10 protein-coding genes and 1 tRNA gene are annotated in these 18,859 nt (G+C 73.9%); all 11 read left to right on the top strand.

Annotated features, from left to right (window positions below; genetic code table 11):
- The first annotated feature begins 235 nt into the window (after positions 1-235).
- The 11 genes from C1N71_RS09060 (at position 236) to C1N71_RS09010 (ending at position 18,853) form a co-directional block, all read left to right on the top strand.
- Positions 236-1,660: a glyceraldehyde-3-phosphate dehydrogenase gene (locus C1N71_RS09060; RefSeq protein ID WP_254677964.1), complete on the top strand. Its 1,425-nt coding sequence runs from the start codon at positions 236-238 to the stop codon at positions 1,658-1,660.
- A 170-nt stretch (positions 1,661-1,830) separates the two neighbouring features.
- Positions 1,831-2,046, top strand: coding sequence for a hypothetical protein (locus tag C1N71_RS09055; RefSeq protein WP_137756091.1), 216 nt, complete (start codon positions 1,831-1,833; stop codon positions 2,044-2,046).
- 82 nt (positions 2,047-2,128) lie between these two features.
- Positions 2,129-12,499, top strand: coding sequence for a non-ribosomal peptide synthetase (locus C1N71_RS09050; protein ID WP_254677963.1), 10,371 nt, complete (start codon positions 2,129-2,131; stop codon positions 12,497-12,499).
- 132 nt (positions 12,500-12,631) lie between these two features.
- Positions 12,632-12,841 (top strand): MbtH family protein, encoded by a 210-nt coding sequence (locus tag C1N71_RS09045; RefSeq protein ID WP_137756089.1) that lies wholly within the window; start codon positions 12,632-12,634, stop codon positions 12,839-12,841.
- On the top strand, positions 12,838-13,836 hold the full coding sequence (locus C1N71_RS09040; protein ID WP_137756088.1) for an ATP-binding cassette domain-containing protein: 999 nt from the start codon (positions 12,838-12,840) through the stop codon (positions 13,834-13,836). The genes C1N71_RS09045 and C1N71_RS09040 overlap by 4 nt, the downstream gene beginning before the upstream one ends.
- Positions 13,833-14,630 carry an ABC transporter permease gene (locus C1N71_RS09035; protein ID WP_137756087.1) on the top strand — a complete coding sequence of 266 codons (798 nt, stop codon included), beginning with the start codon at positions 13,833-13,835 and terminating at the stop codon, positions 14,628-14,630. Before C1N71_RS09040 ends, C1N71_RS09035 begins: the two co-directional genes overlap by 4 nt.
- Complete coding sequence (locus C1N71_RS09030; protein ID WP_137756086.1) at positions 14,627-15,412, top strand: 4'-phosphopantetheinyl transferase family protein; 786 nt, start codon at positions 14,627-14,629, stop codon at positions 15,410-15,412. Before C1N71_RS09035 ends, C1N71_RS09030 begins: the two co-directional genes overlap by 4 nt.
- 75 nt (positions 15,413-15,487) lie before the next feature.
- Complete coding sequence (locus C1N71_RS09025; protein WP_137756085.1) at positions 15,488-16,987, top strand: S10 family peptidase; 1,500 nt, start codon at positions 15,488-15,490, stop codon at positions 16,985-16,987.
- 148 nt (positions 16,988-17,135) lie between these two features.
- Positions 17,136-17,648, top strand: coding sequence for an NUDIX domain-containing protein (locus tag C1N71_RS09020; protein WP_137756084.1), 513 nt, complete (start codon positions 17,136-17,138; stop codon positions 17,646-17,648).
- A gap of 72 nt (positions 17,649-17,720) precedes the next feature.
- A tRNA-Pro gene (locus C1N71_RS09015) sits at positions 17,721-17,797 on the top strand.
- A gap of 180 nt (positions 17,798-17,977) precedes the next feature.
- Positions 17,978-18,853, top strand: coding sequence for an oxygenase MpaB family protein (locus tag C1N71_RS09010; protein WP_137757284.1), 876 nt, complete (start codon positions 17,978-17,980; stop codon positions 18,851-18,853).
- Positions 18,854-18,859: the final 6 nt, after the last annotated feature.

The raw sequence follows: 18,859 nt of genomic DNA, 5'->3' as shown, positions 1-18,859 counted from the left end.
TGCTGCGGATCGATCGCGTCGCCGCCGCCGGCAAGAAGGCCGCTTCTTGACGCTCGGGCAAGCGTCGCCCGCCTGAGCGCCCGGAAGCCGCCCTCGATCTCGCGCTCCAGCGAAAGGATGGGATCGCGGCGAGATCCGCCGCGATGGACATCGACCCCACGTGGTCGCGAGGAGCGAAGAGCGAGTGACGGACGCAGTGCAGCGGTCTCAGGACGCATGGTTGGAGCGCGTGGCGATGGCGGAGTCCGCCATCCCCCTCATCGGCAGGCTCTATCGCGAGCGGAACGTCATCCCGCACGTGCACGGTCGCAAGATCATCAACCGTTCGGCGATCGAGGTGCTGCGTGCGCACCGCTGGGCTCGTCGCGTGAGCGACGTGGAGCTCGACGTCGCGCACTCGCTGCTCGCGCTGCAGGTCGCCGACGAGCTGCGCGTGCAGGGCATCTCGCTCGACCTCGGTCGGCTGCTCGACGGCGCCCCCGATGACGTGGCCGACCTCGAGGCGTACGTGCGCGACGCCATCGGATCGCTGCGCTCGTGGGAGCACCAGGAGCCGACCGACGTCGTGCTCTACGGCTTCGGCCGCATCGGTCGCCTGCTCGCCCGCATCCTCGTCGGCCACGCGGGCAACGGCCTCGGCCTGCGCCTGCGCGCGATCGTCGTGCGCTCGAGCGGGGCGAACGACCTCGACAAGCGCGCGAACCTGCTGCGCCGCGACTCGGTGCACGGCCCCTTCGAGGGCACGATCCAGGTCGACCACGAGGCGTCGACGATCCTCGCGAACGGCACGCTCATCCAGGTCATCCACTCCGACGACCCGGCGACCGTCGACTACGAGGCCCACGGCATCCGCGACGCGATCGTCGTCGACAACACGGGCCGCTGGCGCGACGAGGCGGGGCTGTCGTTGCACCTGCAGTCGAAGGGCGTCGCGCGCGTCCTGCTCACGGCACCGGGCAAGAGCCCGCTGAAGAACGTCGTGTACGGCATCAACCACGACATGATCGCCGCCGACGACCGGATCGTCACGGCGGCGTCGTGCACGACGAACGCCATCACCCCCGTGCTCAAGGTGCTGCACGACGCGTACGGCGTCGAGCACGGCCACGTCGAGACGGTGCACTCGTACACGAACGACCAGAACCTCATCGACAACTTCCACAAGGGCGACCGTCGCGGCCGCTCGGCGGCGCTCAACATGGTGCTCACCGAGACCGGCGCTGCGAAGGCCGTCGCGAAGGCGCTGCCGGAGCTCGAGGGTCGCCTGACGGGCAACGCGATCCGCGTGCCGACGCCCGACGTGTCGATGGCGATCCTCAACCTCACGCTCGAGACGGCCGTGGAGCGCGACCAGGTCAACGAGCTGCTGCGCCGCGCGTCGCTCAAGGGGCGCCTGCGCACGCAGATCGACTTCGTCGACTCGCCCGAGGTCGTCTCGACCGACTTCGTGGGCAACAACCGGGCGGGCATCGTCGACGGCCTCGCGACGATCGCCTCCGGCCGCCACCTCGTCGTCTACGTCTGGTACGACAACGAGTACGGCTACTCGTCGCAGGTGGTGCGCGTGCTCGAGCACATGGCCGAGCAGATGCAGGCGGCGCGCGTCGAGATGACGCGCGAGCCCATCGGCGGCGTCGCGGCGGAGGCTGCCATCGGCTGACGCGAGGATGCGGCAGCGGCGCGGCGGAACCTGAGCCAGGCTCAAGGTCCGCCGCGCCCGGGCTCGGGCGCCGTCCAACCCGCGGCCGGAGCCGTCCCGAACGACCAGCAGTGCCCGGAGCGGGCACGCAGGCTCAGGAGGGACATCCCATGAAGAAGACCACTCGGACCATGAGCGCCGCAGCCATGACGGCTGCGCTGGCCATCGGTGGCGTCGCCATCGGCGGACCCGCCGCCATGGCCTCGGACGCGTCGTACTCCGTGGGCTCGTACTCCACCTCCACTCCGACGCCGCAGGCGGCGCTCATCGAGGGACCGCTCGTGCAGGGCCCGCTCGTCGACGTCGGCGGCATCCTGAACTTCCTGCAGATCGGCCAGTTCCAGTAGGCCTCGCGCCTCGACCGACCGACACAAGACCATGTCGGCCCCGCGCGCCGCGCGGGGCTGGCGTCTTTCAGGAGCGCCATCCGTGACGAGCACGACGCCCACGAACGACCGATCGACCGACACCCCGAGCGACGACGCTCGCGTCCCGCTCACGGCGGCGCAGCGCGGCATCTGGTACGCGCAGCAGCTCGACGAGGCGAACCCGACGTACCAGATCGGGCAGTACCTCGACCTGCGCGGACGCATCGAGCCCGCGCTCATGCGGCTCGCGGTCACGAAGATCGTCGCCGACCTCGAGGCCGTGCACCTGCGCCTGCGCGACGACGGCGACGGCCCCTACGCGATCGCCGAGCCTCCGGCGCCCACCGACGACCTGCTCGAGGTCGTCGACCTGCGCGACCTCGACGCCGACGACGCGTTCGCGCGGGCACGCGAGCGCATGGACGTCGAGATGGCCACGCCGCGCGACCTCACGGGCGACGAGCTGTTCGGCGCCATCCTCTTCCGCCTCGACGGCGACCGCTCGCTGTTCTTCCAGCGCGTGCACCACATCCTGCTCGACGGCTACGGCGCCGTCGTCGCCCTGCGCTACCTCGCGGGCGTCTACACGAGCCTCGCGCGCTTCACGCCCGGCGGCCGCGTCCTCGACCTCGTCGACGGCGTCGTGGCGCGCGTCGCCGCGCGCATCCCCTCGCCGCTGCCGTCGCTCGCCCAGCTGCACGCGTCGCTCGACGCGTACGAGGCGTCCGACCAGCGCGACGCCGACGAGGCGTACTGGACCGATGCGCTCGCCGACGACGCGGTCGTCGAGGGCCTGGAGGGATCGGCGGACGGCGTCGCCTCGCGCGTCGTGCGCGTGTCGGTGCCGCTCGACGACGCCCTCGTCGAGCGCCTCGCCGGCCTTGGCCGCGACCTGCCCAAGACCGTCGTCGGCGTCATCGCGCTGTACATGGCGAAGGTGACGGGGGAGACGCGCGTGTCGCTCGGCCTGCCCGTGACGGCGCGTCGCGGCTCGGTCGCGAAGACGACGCCGTCGATGCTCTCGAGCATCCTGCCGCTGCGCGTCGACGTCGACCCCGCTGCCACGGTGGGCGACGTCGTGGCCCACGCGGGCGACGTCGTGCGCGGCGCCGTGCGCCACCAGCGCTTCCGCGTCGAGCGCGTGGCGAGCGCGCCCACGTTCGCGGGCCCGTCGGTCAACCTGCTGCCCGTCATCGACGCGCTGCGCTTCGGTGCGGCGACCGGGGAGGTGCGCATCCTGTCGACCGGCCCCGTGCACGACCTGTCGATCGTGCTCTCCGGCCTCGCGAGCGACGCCGCCGACGCCACGCTGCAGCTCGAGGGCGACGCCGAGCTCCACACGCCCGAGAGCCTCCGGGAGCACGCCGAGCGGCTGCTGGCGCTCGTCGGCGACGCGCTCGACGACGACGGCCTGGTCGTGACGGACGCGTCCATCCTCGGCGCCGACGAGGCGTCGACGCTGCTCGAGCGAGGCGCTGGCCGGCAGGTTCCGATCGAGCGCGAGACCGTGCTCGAGGCCTTCGCCGCCGTCGCCGCGCAGCGCCCGCACGAGCCCGCGGTCGTCGCCGAGGACGGCATGGCGACGTTCTCGATGCTCGACGCGGATGCCACGCGCCTCGCGCACCATCTCGTGTCGCAGGGCGTCGGCCCCGGCGCACGCGTCGCCGTGCGCATCGAGCGCAGCGCACTGCTGCCGATGCTCGTGCTCGCCGTGCTGCGCGCGGGCGGCGCCTACGTGCCGCTCGACCCCGAGTACCCCATCGACCGCGTCGCGGGCATGGTCGAGGACGCCGATCCCGTGCTGCTGCTCACGAGCACGGGGCAGCTCGAGCGCGACCGCGCCGCGGGAGCGGACTGGGCGGTGCCGACCCTCGCGGTCGACGCCGACACCGCGACGTGGCGCCGGGCCACCGCCGACCCGGCGGCGCTGCCCGTGGCCGCCGACGACGACCTGGCCTACGTCGTGTTCACCTCCGGCAGCACCGGTCGACCCAAGGGCGTCGGCGTCGACCGCATCGCGCTGCGCAACCTCTTCCAGCAGCACCGCGCCGAGATGTTCGAGCCCGCAGCCGAGCGGCTCGGACGCCCCGTGCGCGTCGCGCACACTGCAGGCCTGTCGTTCGACGCCGCGTGGGATCCGCTGCTGTGGCTCTTCGCCGGCCACGAGCTGCACGTCATCGACGACGACGCCCGACGCGACCCGCAGCGACTCGTGCGGCTGCTCGCCGAGCGCCGCATCGACGCCATCGAGACGACGCCGTCGTTCGCCGAGGCGCTCATCGCCGCCGGCATGCTCGACGCCGACCGGCACCCCACGGAGATCGCGCTCGGCGGCGAGGCCGTCGGCCCCGCGCTCTGGGATGCGCTCGCAGCGCGCGACGACATCCACGCCGTCAACCTCTACGGCCCCACCGAGACGACGGTCGACAGCCTGATCGCCGTCATCGAGCCCGGCGTGCAGCCGCACATCGGTGCCTCGGTGCGCAACGCACGGCACTACATCCTCGATGCGAGCCTCGCGCCCGTGCCCGACCGCGCCGTCGGCGAGCTGTACCTCGCGGGCGCGAACGTCGCCCGCGGATACGTCGGCCGGCCCGATCTCAGCGCCGAGCGCTTCGTCGCCGACCCGTTCGCCGACGACGGCTCGCGCATGTACCGCACGGGCGACGTCGTGCGCCGCCGACGCGACGGCTCGATCCGCTTCGTGGGCCGCATCGACGACCAGGTGAAGATCCGCGGCTACCGCGTGGAGCTCGACGAGGTCGAGGCGGCCATGCGCCGCCAGGACCGCGTGACGCGCGCGGCGGCCGTCGTGCACGGCGAGGGCGCCACGGCGCGCATCGTCGGCTACGTCACCGCCGACGGCGACCTCGACGGCCTCGGTGCCGCCGTGCGCGAGTCGATGCGCCGCGGGGTGCCCGACTACATGGTGCCGTCGACGATCATGGCGCTCAGCGACCTGCCGATGACCCCCAACGGCAAGCTCGACCGCCGCGCCCTGCCGACGCCGGAGCGCTCGAGCGCCGACCCGGCGCAGCAGCCGCAGACGACGGTGCAGCGCATCGTCGCCGAGGCCTTCGCCGAGACCCTCGAGGTGGATGCCGTCGGCATCGACGAGGACTTCTTCGCCGCCGGCGGGCACTCGCTGCTCGCGACGCGACTCGCGTCGACGCTCTCGGAGCGGCTCGAGCGGCAGATCACCGTGCGCGACGTCTTCGAGCGGCCGACGGTCGCCGCGCTCGCGGAGCGCGCGGGCGACGCGGGCGTGGACGACCGGCCGTCGCGACTCTCGCGCGCCACGCGCCCCGACCCGCTGCCGGTGTCGCTCGCGCAGCGTCGCCTGTGGTTCCTGAACCGGCTCGAGCCCGACTCGGCCGCCTACTCGATCCCCGTCGTGCTGCACCTCGACGGTCCGCTCGACGTGGCCGCGCTGCGCGCCGCGTTCGTCGACGTCGCCGAGCGGCACGAGCCGCTGCGCACCGTCACGCCGCTGGTCGACGGCGAGCCCGTGCAGCGCATCCTGTCGGGAGCCGACGCCGCGCCGCCGTTCACGGCGGTCGACGTGCCCGAGGAGCGGGTCGAGGCCGTCGTGCGCCAGGAGGCCATGCGTCCGTTCGACGTGACGGTGGAGACGCCGCTGCGCGCCGTACTGCTGCGCGTCGCGCCCGAGCGCCACGTGCTCGTGGCGACGATGCACCACATCGCCTCCGACGGCTGGTCCCTCGCGCCGTTCGCGCGCGACCTCGGCACCGCCTACGCCGCCCGCGCGGCCGGGGAGGAGCCCGGCTGGGCGCCCCTCGCCGTCGACTACGCCGACTTCGCGCTGTGGCAGCGCGAGCACCTCGGCTCGGCCGACGACCCGGACAGCGAGCTGTCGACGCAGCTCGCACACTGGCGCAGCGTGCTCGACGGTGCGCCCGACGAGATCTCGCTGCCGCGCGATCGCGCCCGCGGTGCCGCCGACCCGACCGATCCCGCGCAGCGCGGCGTCGGCGAGGTCGCGCTGACGCTCGACGCCGAGCGGCACGCCGCCGTGCGCGAGCTGGCGAGCGAGCACCGCACGAGCCTCTTCATCGTGCTGCACGCCGCCGTCGCCGCCATGCTCGAGCAGCAGGGCGCAGGCTCCGACGTCGTCGTCGGCACGCCCGTCGCCGGCCGCACCGACCCGCAGCTCGACGACCTCGTGGGCTTCTTCGTGAACACGGTCGTGCTGCGCACGTCGCTCGCGGGCGACCCGACGCTCGAGGAGCTGCTCGAGCGGGTGCGCACGAGCAACACCGAGGCGTACGCGCACCAGGACGTGCCGTTCGACGCCGTCGTCGACGCCCTGCGTCCGCCGCGCGTCGCGGATCGGCCACCGCTGTTCCAGGTGCTGCTCACGCTGCAGTCGACCGAGCCCGCATCCCTCGACCTCGGCGACGTCGCCGTGACGGTGCCCGGCCAGGCCACGAGCGCGGGCGTCAAGGCCGACCTGCTCATCGACGTCGCGACGCCCGAGGGCGACGACGGCGCGCTCGTCGCGACGCTCGGCTTCGACCGCGCGCTGTTCGACGAGACGACGGCCGAGCGGATGCGCGACGCCCTCGACCGCGTGCTCGCGGGGTTCGTGGACGCGCCGCACCGCCGCGTGTCCGACATCCCCTCGGTCGACGCGGCCACCGTGCGCGTGCTCGACGAGCAGTCGACGGGCCGCGCGCTCGAGGTGTCGGGCACCGTGCTCGACCGACTCGCCGCCACGGTCGCGGCGCAGCCCGACGTCGACGCGCTCGTCGACGCCCACGGCACGACGACGTTCGCCGACCTCGGCGCGCGCGTCGATCGCCTGGCGGCCGGGCTCGCCGCCCTCGGCGTCGCTCGCGGCGATCGCGTCGCGGTCGCGCTGCCGCGCTCGTCGGACGCCATCGCGCTCGTGCTCGGCGCCCTGCGCGCCGGTGCGCTCGCGGTGCCCGTCGACGTCGCCTACCCCGACGCCCGCATCGGGCAGATCCTCGTCGGCGCCGAGCCGGCCGTCGTCGTGACGGCCGACGCCGAGCGCGCAGCGCGCATCGTCGCCGACGGAGAGCTCGCCGACGCGCCGCGCGTCGTCGCGGTCGCCGACGTCGACGCCGCCGGTGCCGACGCCGCCGTGCCGATCGCACCTGCGCCGCACGACGCCGCATACCTCGTGTACACGTCGGGCACGACGGGTGCGCCGAAGGGCGTCCAGGTGGCGCACTCGGCGCTCGCCACCGTGCTCGCGCAGCATGAGGACGTCATGATCGCCGCCGTGCGCGACCGCGTCGCCGGCACGCCGCGCATGCTGCACCTCGCGGGCCTGGGCTTCGATGCCGCGTGGGATCCGATCCTGTGGCTCGTCGCGGGCACGACGCTCGAGATGGCGGACGACGCGACGCGCACCGACGCGGAGGCCGTGGTGCGTGCGATCGCCGACCACGGCGTGGACGTGCTCGAGACGACGCCGTCGTACGCGCAGCAGCTCGTCGCCGTCGGCCTGCTCGACGCCGTCGCCGACCGCCGCGCGCCGCTGACGGTCGCCGTGGGCGGCGAGGCCGTGCCGCAGGCGCTTTGGGACCGGCTCGCCGCATCCGACGCGGTCGACGCGTGGAACCTCTACGGCCCGAGCGAGTCGACGGTCGACGCCGTCGTCGCCCGCATCGAGCCGGGCGCCGTGCACATCGGCACGCCCGTCGCCACGGTGACGGCGCGCGTGCTCGACCGCTTCCTGCAGCCCGTGCCGCACGGCGTCGAGGGCGAGCTGTACCTGTCGGGAGTCACGCTCGCGCACGGCTACCGCGGCCGCACCGCCGAGACGGCGGGACGCTTCGTCGCCGACCCTCACGGCGACGGCACCCGCATGTACCGCACCGGCGACGTCGTGCGCAGACGCGTCACGGGCGAGCTAGAGTTCCTGCGCCGCGACGACGACCAGGTGAAGCTGCGCGGCTACCGCATCGAGGTGGGCGACGTGGCGAGCGCGCTCGAGCGCACGCCCGGCGTGCGCAGCGCCGTGGCTCGCGTCGTCGGCGATGCGGAGTCCGCGCGCCTCGTCGCGTGGGTCGCCGGCGACGTCGATGCGGATGCCGTGCGTCGCACCGCGGCCGCCGAGCTGCCCGACTACATGGTGCCGACGGCGATCGCCGTCGTCGCCGAGATGCCGCTGACGCCGAACGGCAAGGTCGACGTCGCGGCGCTGCCCGAGCCGACGGCGACCGGCGGCTCGCGCGAGCCCGAGACCGACGACGAGCGCACGATGTGCCGCATCGTCGGCGACGTGCTCGGCGTGCACGACGTGGGGCTCGACGACGACTTCTTCGCGCTCGGCGGCCACTCGCTGCTCGCGGTGTCGCTCATGGGTCGCATCCGCGACGAGCTCGGTGCCACGCTGCCGCTGCGCACCGTCTTCGACGCCCCGACGCCCGCCGGGCTGCTCGCAGCCATCGGATCGGGTGCCGGGCCGGCGGATGCGGGCAGCCGTGCCGAGGCCGTCCCGGCCCTGCGCGCGTGGGCTGCCGAGCACCCGCGCGTCGACGGCGAGACCCTGCCGCTCTCGCCGAACCAGGCGCGCCTGTGGTTCCTCAACCGCCTCGACGTGACGTCGGCCGAGTACTCGGTCGTGCTGCAGGCGTCGTTCGAGGGCGACCTCGACGTCGACGCCCTCGGCCATGCGATCGACGACCTCGTCGCGCGTCACGAGGTGCTGCGCACCACGTATCCGGAGGTCGACGGCCGACCGGTGCAGCGCATCCATGAGGCCCGCACCGGCGTGCTCGGCACCGAGGCGATCGACACGTCCGCCGGCTTCGACCTCGCGAGCGACCAGCCCGTGCGGGCCGCGCTCGTCGAGACGGGGGAGCGCCGGTGGCGCCTCGACCTCGTCATCCACCACATCGCCACCGACGGCGCCTCGCTCGCACCCCTGGCCCGCGACGTCGCGACCGCCTACGCCGCCCGAGCGGGCGGCACGGCGCGCCTGCAGCATCCCCTGCCCGTGCAGTACGCCGACTTCGCACGCATGCAGCGTGCGCTCGAGGACCGCGACGGCGCCCGCCACGACGCGTCGCTCGAGGCGTGGACGCATCGGCTCGCCGGCATCCCCGACGAGCTCGAGCTGCCCGCCGACGGGCGACGCCCGGAGTCCGCAACGCGGGCCGCGCGGCAGGTGCGCTTCACGATCCCCGCCGACGTCGCCTCCGCCGTGCAGGCTGCGGCCGGCCAGGCGCAGGCGAGCGGGTTCCACGCGTGGCTCGCGGGCCTCGCCGGGTACCTCCACCGCATCGGCGCCGGCGACGACGTCGTGATCGGCTCGCCATCGGCGGGCCGCACGGATCCCGACGTCGCCGAGCTCGTCGGCTTCTTCGTGAACACGCTGCCGCTGCGCATGGACCTGACCGACGCGCCGACGCTCGTGGATGCGATCGGGCGCGCGCGAGCCGCGACGCTGCACGCGATCGAGCACGAGTCGGTGCCGTTCGAGCGCATCGTCGAGGCGATGGCGCCCGAGCGCCGGCTCGGCAGGCATCCGCTGTTCCAGACGATGCTGTCGGTCGAGGAGCCCTCGGGCGTCGCGCTCGAGCTGCCGGGCGTCGCGACGACGCCGATCGAGCCCGACACGACGGGGGCGGCGAAGGTCGACCTGTCGTTCACGCTGCGCCCGCAGCCTTCGGGCGACGTCGAGGGCGTGCTCGAGCACGACGCCGCGATGTTCAGCGACCGTGCCGCGCGCGGCCTCGTCGACCGCTGGATCGCGTTCCTCGCGGCTGCAGCGGAGGCGCCGCGCGAGCGGCTGCGGGATGCCGTGGTCGAGCCGAGCGCCGGCATCCTCGCCGCGTGGGGCTCGGACGCGGACGCGCGACCCGCGCTGCTCGACGCGCTGGCCGCGTCGATCGCAGCCCGCCCCGACGAGCCGGCGATCGTCGCGCCCGATGCGACGCTCGACGGCGCCGCGCTCGCGGACCGCGTCGCACGACTCGCCGGCGGCCTCGTCGCCGCGGGCGTCGTGCCCGGTGATGTCGTGGCGCTGCGCCTGCCGCGCTCGGCCGACACGATCGCCGCGCTGCTGGCCGTCTGGCACGCGGGCGCCGTCGTGTCGCCGATCGACGCCGAGCTCCCGCAGGAGCGAGTCGTGTCGATGCTCCGCACCGCACGGGCGCGACTCCTCGTGCATGCGGGCATCGACGACGTGTCGACCGCAGCGGCGGCGGATGCGCAGCTGTCGAGCGACCACGTCGTGCTCGTCGACGACCTGGCGGGCGCAGAGCCCACCGACCGGGTCGACGCCGCGCTCGACGCGCCCGCGTACCTCATCTTCACGTCGGGCACGACGGGCGAGCCCAAGGCCGTGCAGGTGCCGCACCGCGCGCTCGCGAGCCTGCTCGCGAGCCATCGAGCGACGCTGCTGCCCGACGCCGAGGAGCGACGCGTGCGCCTCGCGCACACGACGGGCGTCGGCTTCGACGCCGCGATGGACCCCGTGGTCTGGCTCGCCGCCGGCCACGAGGTGCACGTCGTCGACGACGCCACGCGCCGCGACCCGCAGGCGCTCACGGTGCTGTTCGACGAGCGCGCCATCGACGCGTGGGAGACTACGCCGAGCTACGTCGCGGCGCTCGCGGCGCAGACGAGCCTCGCCGACGTGCTCGACCGGCGCGACGCATCCGCTCCGTTCACGATGCTGCTCGGCGGCGAGGCGCTCGACGCCGGCCTCTGGACGTGGCTGCGCGAGCGCTCGGCCGTCGATGCCTGGAACCTCTACGGCCCCACCGAGGTGGGCGTCGACTCGATGGTCGCGCGCGTGGCCGACGCCGAGCGGCCGGAGCTCGGCGCGACGACGGTCGACGTCGTCGGCTACGTGCTCGACGGCAGGCTGCGGCCCGCACCCGTCGGCAGCGTCGGCGAGCTCTGGCTCGCCGGAGCGCAGCTCGCGCACGGCTACGCCGGCCGCACCGACACGACCGCCGACCGCTTCGTCGCCGATCCCTTCGCGGCCGACGGCAGCCGCATGTACCGCACGGGCGACCTCGTCGTCGTGCGCGACGCGGATGCGGGGGAGCGGCCGAGCGTCGTCTCCCTCGGCCGCAGCGACGGCCAGGTGAAGATCCGCGGCCACCGCGTGGAGCCGGGGGAGGTCGAGACGCTGCTGCGCGGCGTCGACGGCGTCGCCGAGGCGGTCGTGCGCGCCGTCGACACCGCCCGCGGTGCCGCCCTCGGCGCGTGGATCGTCGCCGAGGCCGGCGAGGACGGCGAGGCGCTCGCCCACGGACTCGTGGACGGCGTGCGGGACCGCGTGCCCGACTACATGGTGCCGGTCGGCGTCGCCGCGATCGACGTGGTGCCGCGCACCCCGAACGGCAAGGTCGACGCGCGCGCGCTGCCCGAGCTGCGCACCGGGGGTGGTGATGGACGCGCCCCCGAGGGCGACGCCGAGGTGGCGGTCGCCGCGGCGTTCGCGGAGGCGCTCGGCGTCGACGACGTGCGCGCCGACGACTCGTTCTTCGCGCTCGGCGGCCACTCCTTCGTGGCGCAGCCGACCATCCAGGCCGTCAACGCCGCGCTCGGTGCGAGCCTGCCGGTGCAGGCGCTGTTCCAGGCGCCGACGGTCGCGGGCCTCGCCGCCCTCGTCGCCTCCGGCGGCGCGGACGTCGCCGAGAGCCTGCGCACGATCCTGCCCCTGCGCCGCGAGGGCGAGGGCGAGCCGGTGTTCGCCGTGCACCCTGCGAGCGGCGTGGCGTGGAAGTTCACGTCGTACGTCTCGAGGCTGCGCACGTCGCGCCCCATCCTCGGCGTGCAGATGCCCGGCATCGCGCCCGACGAGCCCGAGCCGCCGACCGCCGAGTCGTTCGACGAGCTGCTCGATGCGTACGTCGAGGCCATCCGGGCCGAGCAGCCGCACGGGCCGTACCATCTGACGGGCTTCTCGTTCGGCGGTCGGCTCGCGCAGCACATCGCCGCACGCCTGCAGGCCGAGGGCGACGAGGTGGCGCTGCTGGCCGTGCTCGATGCGTACCCCACGGAAGGCTCGGCGCTCGACGGCGTCGCGCATCCCGACGACATGTGGCGCGGGTTCCTCGACGCGAACGGCGTCGCGCCGCCCGAGGGCGACCTCGACGTGCACCGCGTGCTCGCGCTGCTCGAGGAGGCCGGCAGCCCGCTCGCCGACGTGCCGACCGAGGCCGTCGAGCGCATGGTGCGCCGGTTCCTGCGGCTCGGCGAGCTGCTCGACGCCGCCGACGTGCCGACGTTCGACGGTGCGATGCACGTGTTCGCAGCCACCGAGCAGGTGCCCGCCGACCGACCGGAGCCGGAGGCGTGGGCGCCGTTCACGACCGGCGAGGTGACCTCGAGCATCGTCGGCGTGCGGCACCAGGACATGCTCTCCGACCGCGCGCTCGACGACCTCGGCCCCGTGCTCGACGATCTCCTCGACCGCGCGTGACGCGTTCGGGCGTGTCGCGGCACCCGCGACACGCCCGAGCACTGAGCCTCGTTCGACTTCGAACCATCTCCTGCCGCGTCCCGAACCACCCACGACGAGATCAGAGCGACCCCGAGACGAGTGGAGCAGACGATGACGAATCCCTTCGACGACCAGGACGGCACCTTCCGCGTGCTCGTGAACGAGGCGAACCAGCACTCGCTGTGGCCCGAGTTCGCAGACGTGCCGAAGGGATGGGTCGCCGTCTTCGGCCCCGCGTCGAAGGACGAGAGCCTCGCCTACGTGACACAGCACTGGCTCGATGTGACGCCCGTCGCCGAGCGCGACCGCGTCGCCTCGTGATCTCGATCCAGGGCATCCGCAAGCGATTCGGCGATCACCAGGCCCTCGACGGCGTCGACCTCGAGGTGCCGGAGGGGTCCGTGCAGGGACTGCTCGGGCCCAACGGAGCCGGCAAGACGACGACCGTGCGCGTGCTGACGACGCTGCTCGACCCCGACGAGGGCGAGGCGATCGTCGCGGGCCACTCTGCGCTCACCCAGGGCCATGAGGTGCGACGACGCCTCGGCGTCTCGGGCCAGTACGCCGCGGTCGACGAGAAGCTCACCGGCTTCGAGAACCTCACGATGGTGGGGGAGCTGTACGGCATGCGACGTCGCGAGGCGAAGGCGCGAGCGCGGGAGCTGCTGCGGGACTTCCGCCTCGACGACGTCGGCGACACGCGTCACGCCGGTCAGTACTCCGGCGGCATGCGCCGCCGACTCGACCTCGCCGGCGCCATCGTCGCCCGCCCGCCCGTCGTGATCCTCGACGAGCCGACCACGGGCCTCGACCCGCGCGGACGCCGCGACACGTGGGATGCGATCGAGTCGCTCGCGTCGGGCGGCACGACCGTGCTGCTCACGACGCAGTACCTCGAGGAGGCCGACCAGCTGGCCGACTCCATCGCCGTCATCGATGCGGGGCGCATCATCGCCGAAGGCACTGCGACCGAGCTCAAGGCGCAGGCAGGCGGTGCGCGCATCGACGTCGTGCTGGCGCCCGGTGCCGACGCTGCTGCGGCGCTCGCGGCCGTGCGCTCGACCGGCCACGACGCCGAGCTCGATGAACGCGCACGCCGCCTCACGGGCGCTGCCGCCGACGGCAGCGACGGCCTCGTCTCCGTGCTGCATGCGCTCGAGCGCGCCGACGTCGCCGTGTCGGAGGCGGCGCTGCGCCAGCCCACGCTCGACGAGGTCTTCCTGCGCATCACGGGGCAGCCCGCGACCGGGGAGCCCGCGGACGAGCGCGACACGTCCACCGACGCCGTCGCCGCATCCGAGGAGGTCGCCGCATGAGCATCGCAGGCGCCCTCCGCGACGGCGGCATCGTCGCCCGCCGCAACATCCTTGGCGTGCGTCGCACGCCGGGCGCGCTCGTCACGGGCGTCGCGCAGCCCATCATCTTCGTGCTCATCCTCGCCTTCGTCTTCGGCGGGGCGCTCGGTGGCGACGACTACCGCCAGTTCCTCATCGGCGGCATCCTCGCCCAGACGCTGACGTTCAACTCGTCGTTCACGGCCGTGTACCTCGCGAAGGACCTGCAGACAGGCCTCATCGACCGCTTCCGGGCGCTGCCCATGTCGCGTGTGGGCGTCATCCTCGGTCGCACGACCTCCGACCTCGTGACGAGCGTCATCTCGATCCTCGTCATCGTCGCGTGCGGCTTCGCGATCGGGTGGCGGCTCGAGGCGAACGTGCTGCAGATCGTCGTCGTCTTCCTGCTGCTGCTGCTCTACGCGTTCGCGATCTCGTGGATCGGTGCGTTCATCGCGATGACGGCGCGCAGCGTCGAGGTGGCGCAGAGCCTCGGCCTGCTCTGGCTCTTCCCGGTCTGCTTCATCTCCGGCGCGTTCGTGTCGGCGGACATGCTGCCCGGTCCGCTGCGCGTCATCGCCGAGTGGAACCCCGTGACGGCCGTCGCGACCGCCGTGCGCCAGGGGTTCGGCAACGAGGCGCCGGCGGGCTTCGCGACGGCCGGCGGCTGGCCCGCCGACAACGCTCTGCTCTACGCGTTCCTCTGTTGCATCGCGATCATCGCGATCTTCGCGCCGATCGCCGTGGCCCAGTACCGCAGGATCAGCAAGCGGTGATCGACGTCCTGGCCGCCTCGGTCGATGACGTGCATGCGCTCGCCGACCGCCTCGGGCATGCCGTGCCCGGGTCGGGGCTCGGCGTGCAGCGGCTCGTGTCGGATCGCGACTGGGTCGCCGCGAACGCCAGGCTGCGCACCGAGGACTCTCGCCGCACGCTCGCGGGGAGAGCAGCGTTGCGGCTGCTCCTCGCCGCGCGCGCCGGGGCGCCGATGCGCGACGCGGGAGCGCTCGCGATCGATCGCACGTGCACGCAGTGCGGCGAGCAGCATGGTCAGCCGCGCGTCGACGGGCTCTCGATCTCGTCATCGACGTCGGGCCCGCACGTGCTCGTCGCCGTGGGCGACGCCGACGGACGCGTCGGCGTCGACGTGGAGGTCGTGCCCGACGCGCTCTGGACCGGCTTCGACGCGTACGCGCTGCACCCCGACGAGCGGGGCTCGATGCCCGAGGGGGCCGACGGCATATCCCAGCGCATCCGCGCATGGGCGCAGAAGGAAGCTGTGCTGAAGTCCGTCGGCCTCGGCCTGCGCGCCGCACCCGCACGCTTGCGGATCTCGGCCGTCGAGAGGCCGGGCGCGTGGCCGTCGGGCGCCGGGATGCTCGATCCGGGCGCGTGGTGCCCCGTCGCGACGACCGAGGTGCGCGAGGCGGCGGGCTCGTGGGTCACCTCGCTCGACGGGGCCGACGGGGCGTGGTGGATGCTCGCGGCGGCGACGCCGCAGCCCATCCGCAGGTGGACGCTCGACGACCTCGTCGACGCGCACCCGTCGGCGGCGTAGCGCGCCGCGCGCGCTCGCGGTCGGCGTACGTGGGAGTCGGGCATGCTCGCGCCGCTGGGAGTAGCGTTGCGGGGGATGAGCGACGACGCCCCGAAGCCCGAGACCGCATCCGCCACCACCGCATCCGCGCCCGACGCGCCTGCGCCCCCGAAGGTCGTCGACGAGCTCGTCACGACGCACCACACGCTGACGACGCCGGACGGCGAGCTCGTCTACACGGCGAGGGCCGGACGCGTCGTGCTCTGGGCCGACGAGGTCGAGGACGGCGTGCGCAAGGGCCGCCTCGCGAAGGCGCAGGTCGGGGTGACGTCGTACACGCTCGACGGCGCCGACCCGCTCACGCGCCCCGTGACGTTCGCGTTCAACGGCGGCCCGGGCTCGGCCAGCGTCTGGCTGCACATGGGCGTGCTCGGCCCGAGGCGCGTCATCATGGGCGACGCCGGCGACCTGCACGCGCCGCCCTACGGCATCGCCGACAATCCCGAGACGATCCTCGCCGTCTCCGACCTCGTGCTCATCGACCCCGTCTCGACCGGGCACTCGCGCGTCGTCGACGGCCAGAAGGCGAAGGACTTCCACGGGTTCACCGCCGACGTCGAGTCGGTCGGCGAGATCATCCGCCAGTGGGTGACCGCCGAAGGCCGGTGGCTGTCGCCGAAGCTGCTCGCGGGGGAGTCGTACGGCACGACGCGCGCGTCGGCGCTCGCCGAGCACCTGCAGGGCTCGGGCATGTACCTCAACGGGCTCATGCTCATCTCGGCGGTGCTGAACTTCGGCGTGCACGACTTCACGCCCGGCGCCGACGCCGCGTACCCGCGATTCCTGTCGTTCTACGCGGCGACGGCGCACTTCCACGGCAAGCACCCCGGGCGCACGCTGCAGGAGGTCGTGGCGGAGGCCGAGGCGTACGCGGAGCGCGACTACCCGTACGTGCTCGCGCGCGGCTCGCGCCTGACGGCCCAGGAGCGTGCGGAGGCCGTCGCGACCCTCGCGCGCCTCACGGGGGTGTCGGAGGACTACGTCTCGCGCGCCGACCTGCGGCTCGAGCACTGGCGGTACTTCGGCGAGCTGCGTCGCGACGAGGGGCTCACGGTGGGGCGCATCGACTCGCGCTTCACCGGCTACGCCGCCTCGGGGCTCGCGGAGCACCAGGACGCGGATCCGTCGATCGACGCCATCCTCGGCCCGTACGCGGCGGCGTACCAGCACTACCTGCGCGCCGAGCTGGGCGTGGAGGATGCATCCCCGTTCCACGTGTTCGGGCCCGGCGTCATCCAGGAGTGGTCGTACAAGGAGTTCGAGAACGCGTCGGTGACGGTGCTCGACCGGCTCTCGCGGGCGATGCGGCAGAACCCCCACCTCAAGGTGCACGTCGCGTTCGGCTACTACGACGGCGCGACGCCGTTCGGCTGCGCGGAGGACGACCTGGCGCACCTGCAGATCCCCGAGGCGCTGCAGGCGAACATCGAGCGCCGCTACTACGAGGCCGGCCACATGATGTACGTGCACGAGCCCTCGCGCGTGCAGCAGGCGGCGGACCTCGCGGCGTTCGTGCGGTCGGCGACGAGCCGCTGACGCGTCTCCGGCTGGTTGGCGGCTTCCGCCGGGGTGATTGGCGACTCCTGCCAGTGATTGGCGACTTCAACCGTGCCGAAGTCGCCAATCAGTCGGACGGCGTGTCGCGGGAGGTCACCCCGCGGGTGCTGGGCGCTAGCGTCGAGGGATGACCGACCGTCCGCCGCCGCCGCCGCACCTGCGGGATCCGGCGAACCGCGATCCGGCCGACGCGTGGGTCGAGCTGCCGGACGGGCGTCGCTTCTGGGGGCTCGCCGGCGCGGCCGGCCTCCTCGCGTGGCTGCCCGACGAGGATGCGGTGCTGCTGCAGCTGCGCGCCGCGTGGGGCCACCACGGCGGCACGTGGGGGCTGCCGGGCGGCGCGCGGCACTTCGGCGAGCCCGCGCTCGAGGGCGCGCTGCGTGAGGCGGCCGAGGAGGCGTCGGTGCCGCGCGACGCGCTCGAGGTGCTCTTCGAGCACGTGCTCGACCTCGGCGCATGGTCGTATACGACGGTCGTCGCGCGCGCGACGCGCCGCTTCGAGCCGATCATCGGCGACGCCGAGTCGGATGCGCTGCGCTGGGTGCCCGTCGCCGAGGTCGACGCGCTCGCGCTGCATCCCGGATTCGCGTCCGCATGGCCCGGACTCATCGCCGGCATCCGCGACCGCTTCGACGTCTGACGCCGATCTGGTCAGCCAGCACCCCAATCTGCGGCTAGACTCTCCAAGGCCCGATCGCGAGATCGGATGCCACGGGCTGTGGCGCAGCTTGGTAGCGCACTTGACTGGGGGTCAAGGGGTCGCAGGTTCAAATCCTGTCAGCCCGACCACGAATCCTCACCGCGAGAAGCCCCGGAACCGCATCGGTCCGGGGCTTCGTGCATGTCCGCGGGTGGCGCGAACGAGGGCGGCACGGAGCCGCCGCGCAAGCCCGGTCGGCGAGGACGAGGTCCGTGCACGAGCGCTGGCAGGCTGGAAACGTGACGTCCGCCTCGGCCCCCGGCTTCCTGATGCGGATCCGCGCGCGCCTCCTCACGGCGCTCGCGGGCGACCCGACGGGCATGGCGCCCTACGTGCGCGCGATCGCGGAGGGCGACGACGCGGGCTACTTCGCCGAGGACGGACCGGCGTGGACGGTGCACGCCGGGATGGGCACGCTCGTCGCCGGCATCCGCGCGCTGCTGCTGCAGGCGCTGCATCCCGGCGCGCTCGCCGGCGTGCACGACTGGTCGCGCTACCGCGAGGAGCCCATCGCGCGGCTCACGGGCACCGTCCGCTGGGTCATCACGCTCACGTACGCGTCGACGGCGCAGGCGGATGCCGAGACGGCGCGGGTGGGCAGGTTCCACCGGCGCGTGCGCGGCGAGTACGTCGCCGGCGACGGCACCACGCAGCAGTACAGCGCCGACGCGCCCGACCTCGTGCGGTGGGTGCACCTCGCCTTCACGGATGCGTTCCTGCGCAGCCACCAGGCGTACGGCGGTGCTATCCCCGGTGGCGCCGACGCGTACGTCGCCGACTGGGCGACCGCCGGGCGCCTCATGCGCGTGACCGATCCGCCCGTCACCGAGGCCGCGCTGCGCGCCGAGCTCGACGGGTTCCTCGACCGCGGCGAGCTGCGTCGCGACGAGCGCGTCGACGACGTCGTGCGATTCCTGCGCCGACCGCCGTTCACGGGGCTCATGGGCGTCGCCTACCGCGTGCTCTTCGCCGCAGCCGTCGCGACCCTGCCGCCGCGCGTGCGGCGCATGCTCGGCCTGCGCCGCACATGGCTGCCCGTGCGCACGGCGACGCGGATCGTCCTGCGCGTCGCCGAGCGCGCCCTGGGGTCCGGTCCGCGCGCGCAGGACATGGCGCGGCTCCGCCTGCGACGGCTCGGCCTGTAGGGCGGG

The sequence above is a fragment of the Agrococcus sp. SGAir0287 genome, assembly GCF_005484985.1.
Taxonomy (GTDB): domain Bacteria; phylum Actinomycetota; class Actinomycetes; order Actinomycetales; family Microbacteriaceae; genus Agrococcus.
The sequence above is the reverse complement of the archived record's forward strand: the minus strand, read 5'-3'. Positions and strand labels throughout refer to the sequence as shown.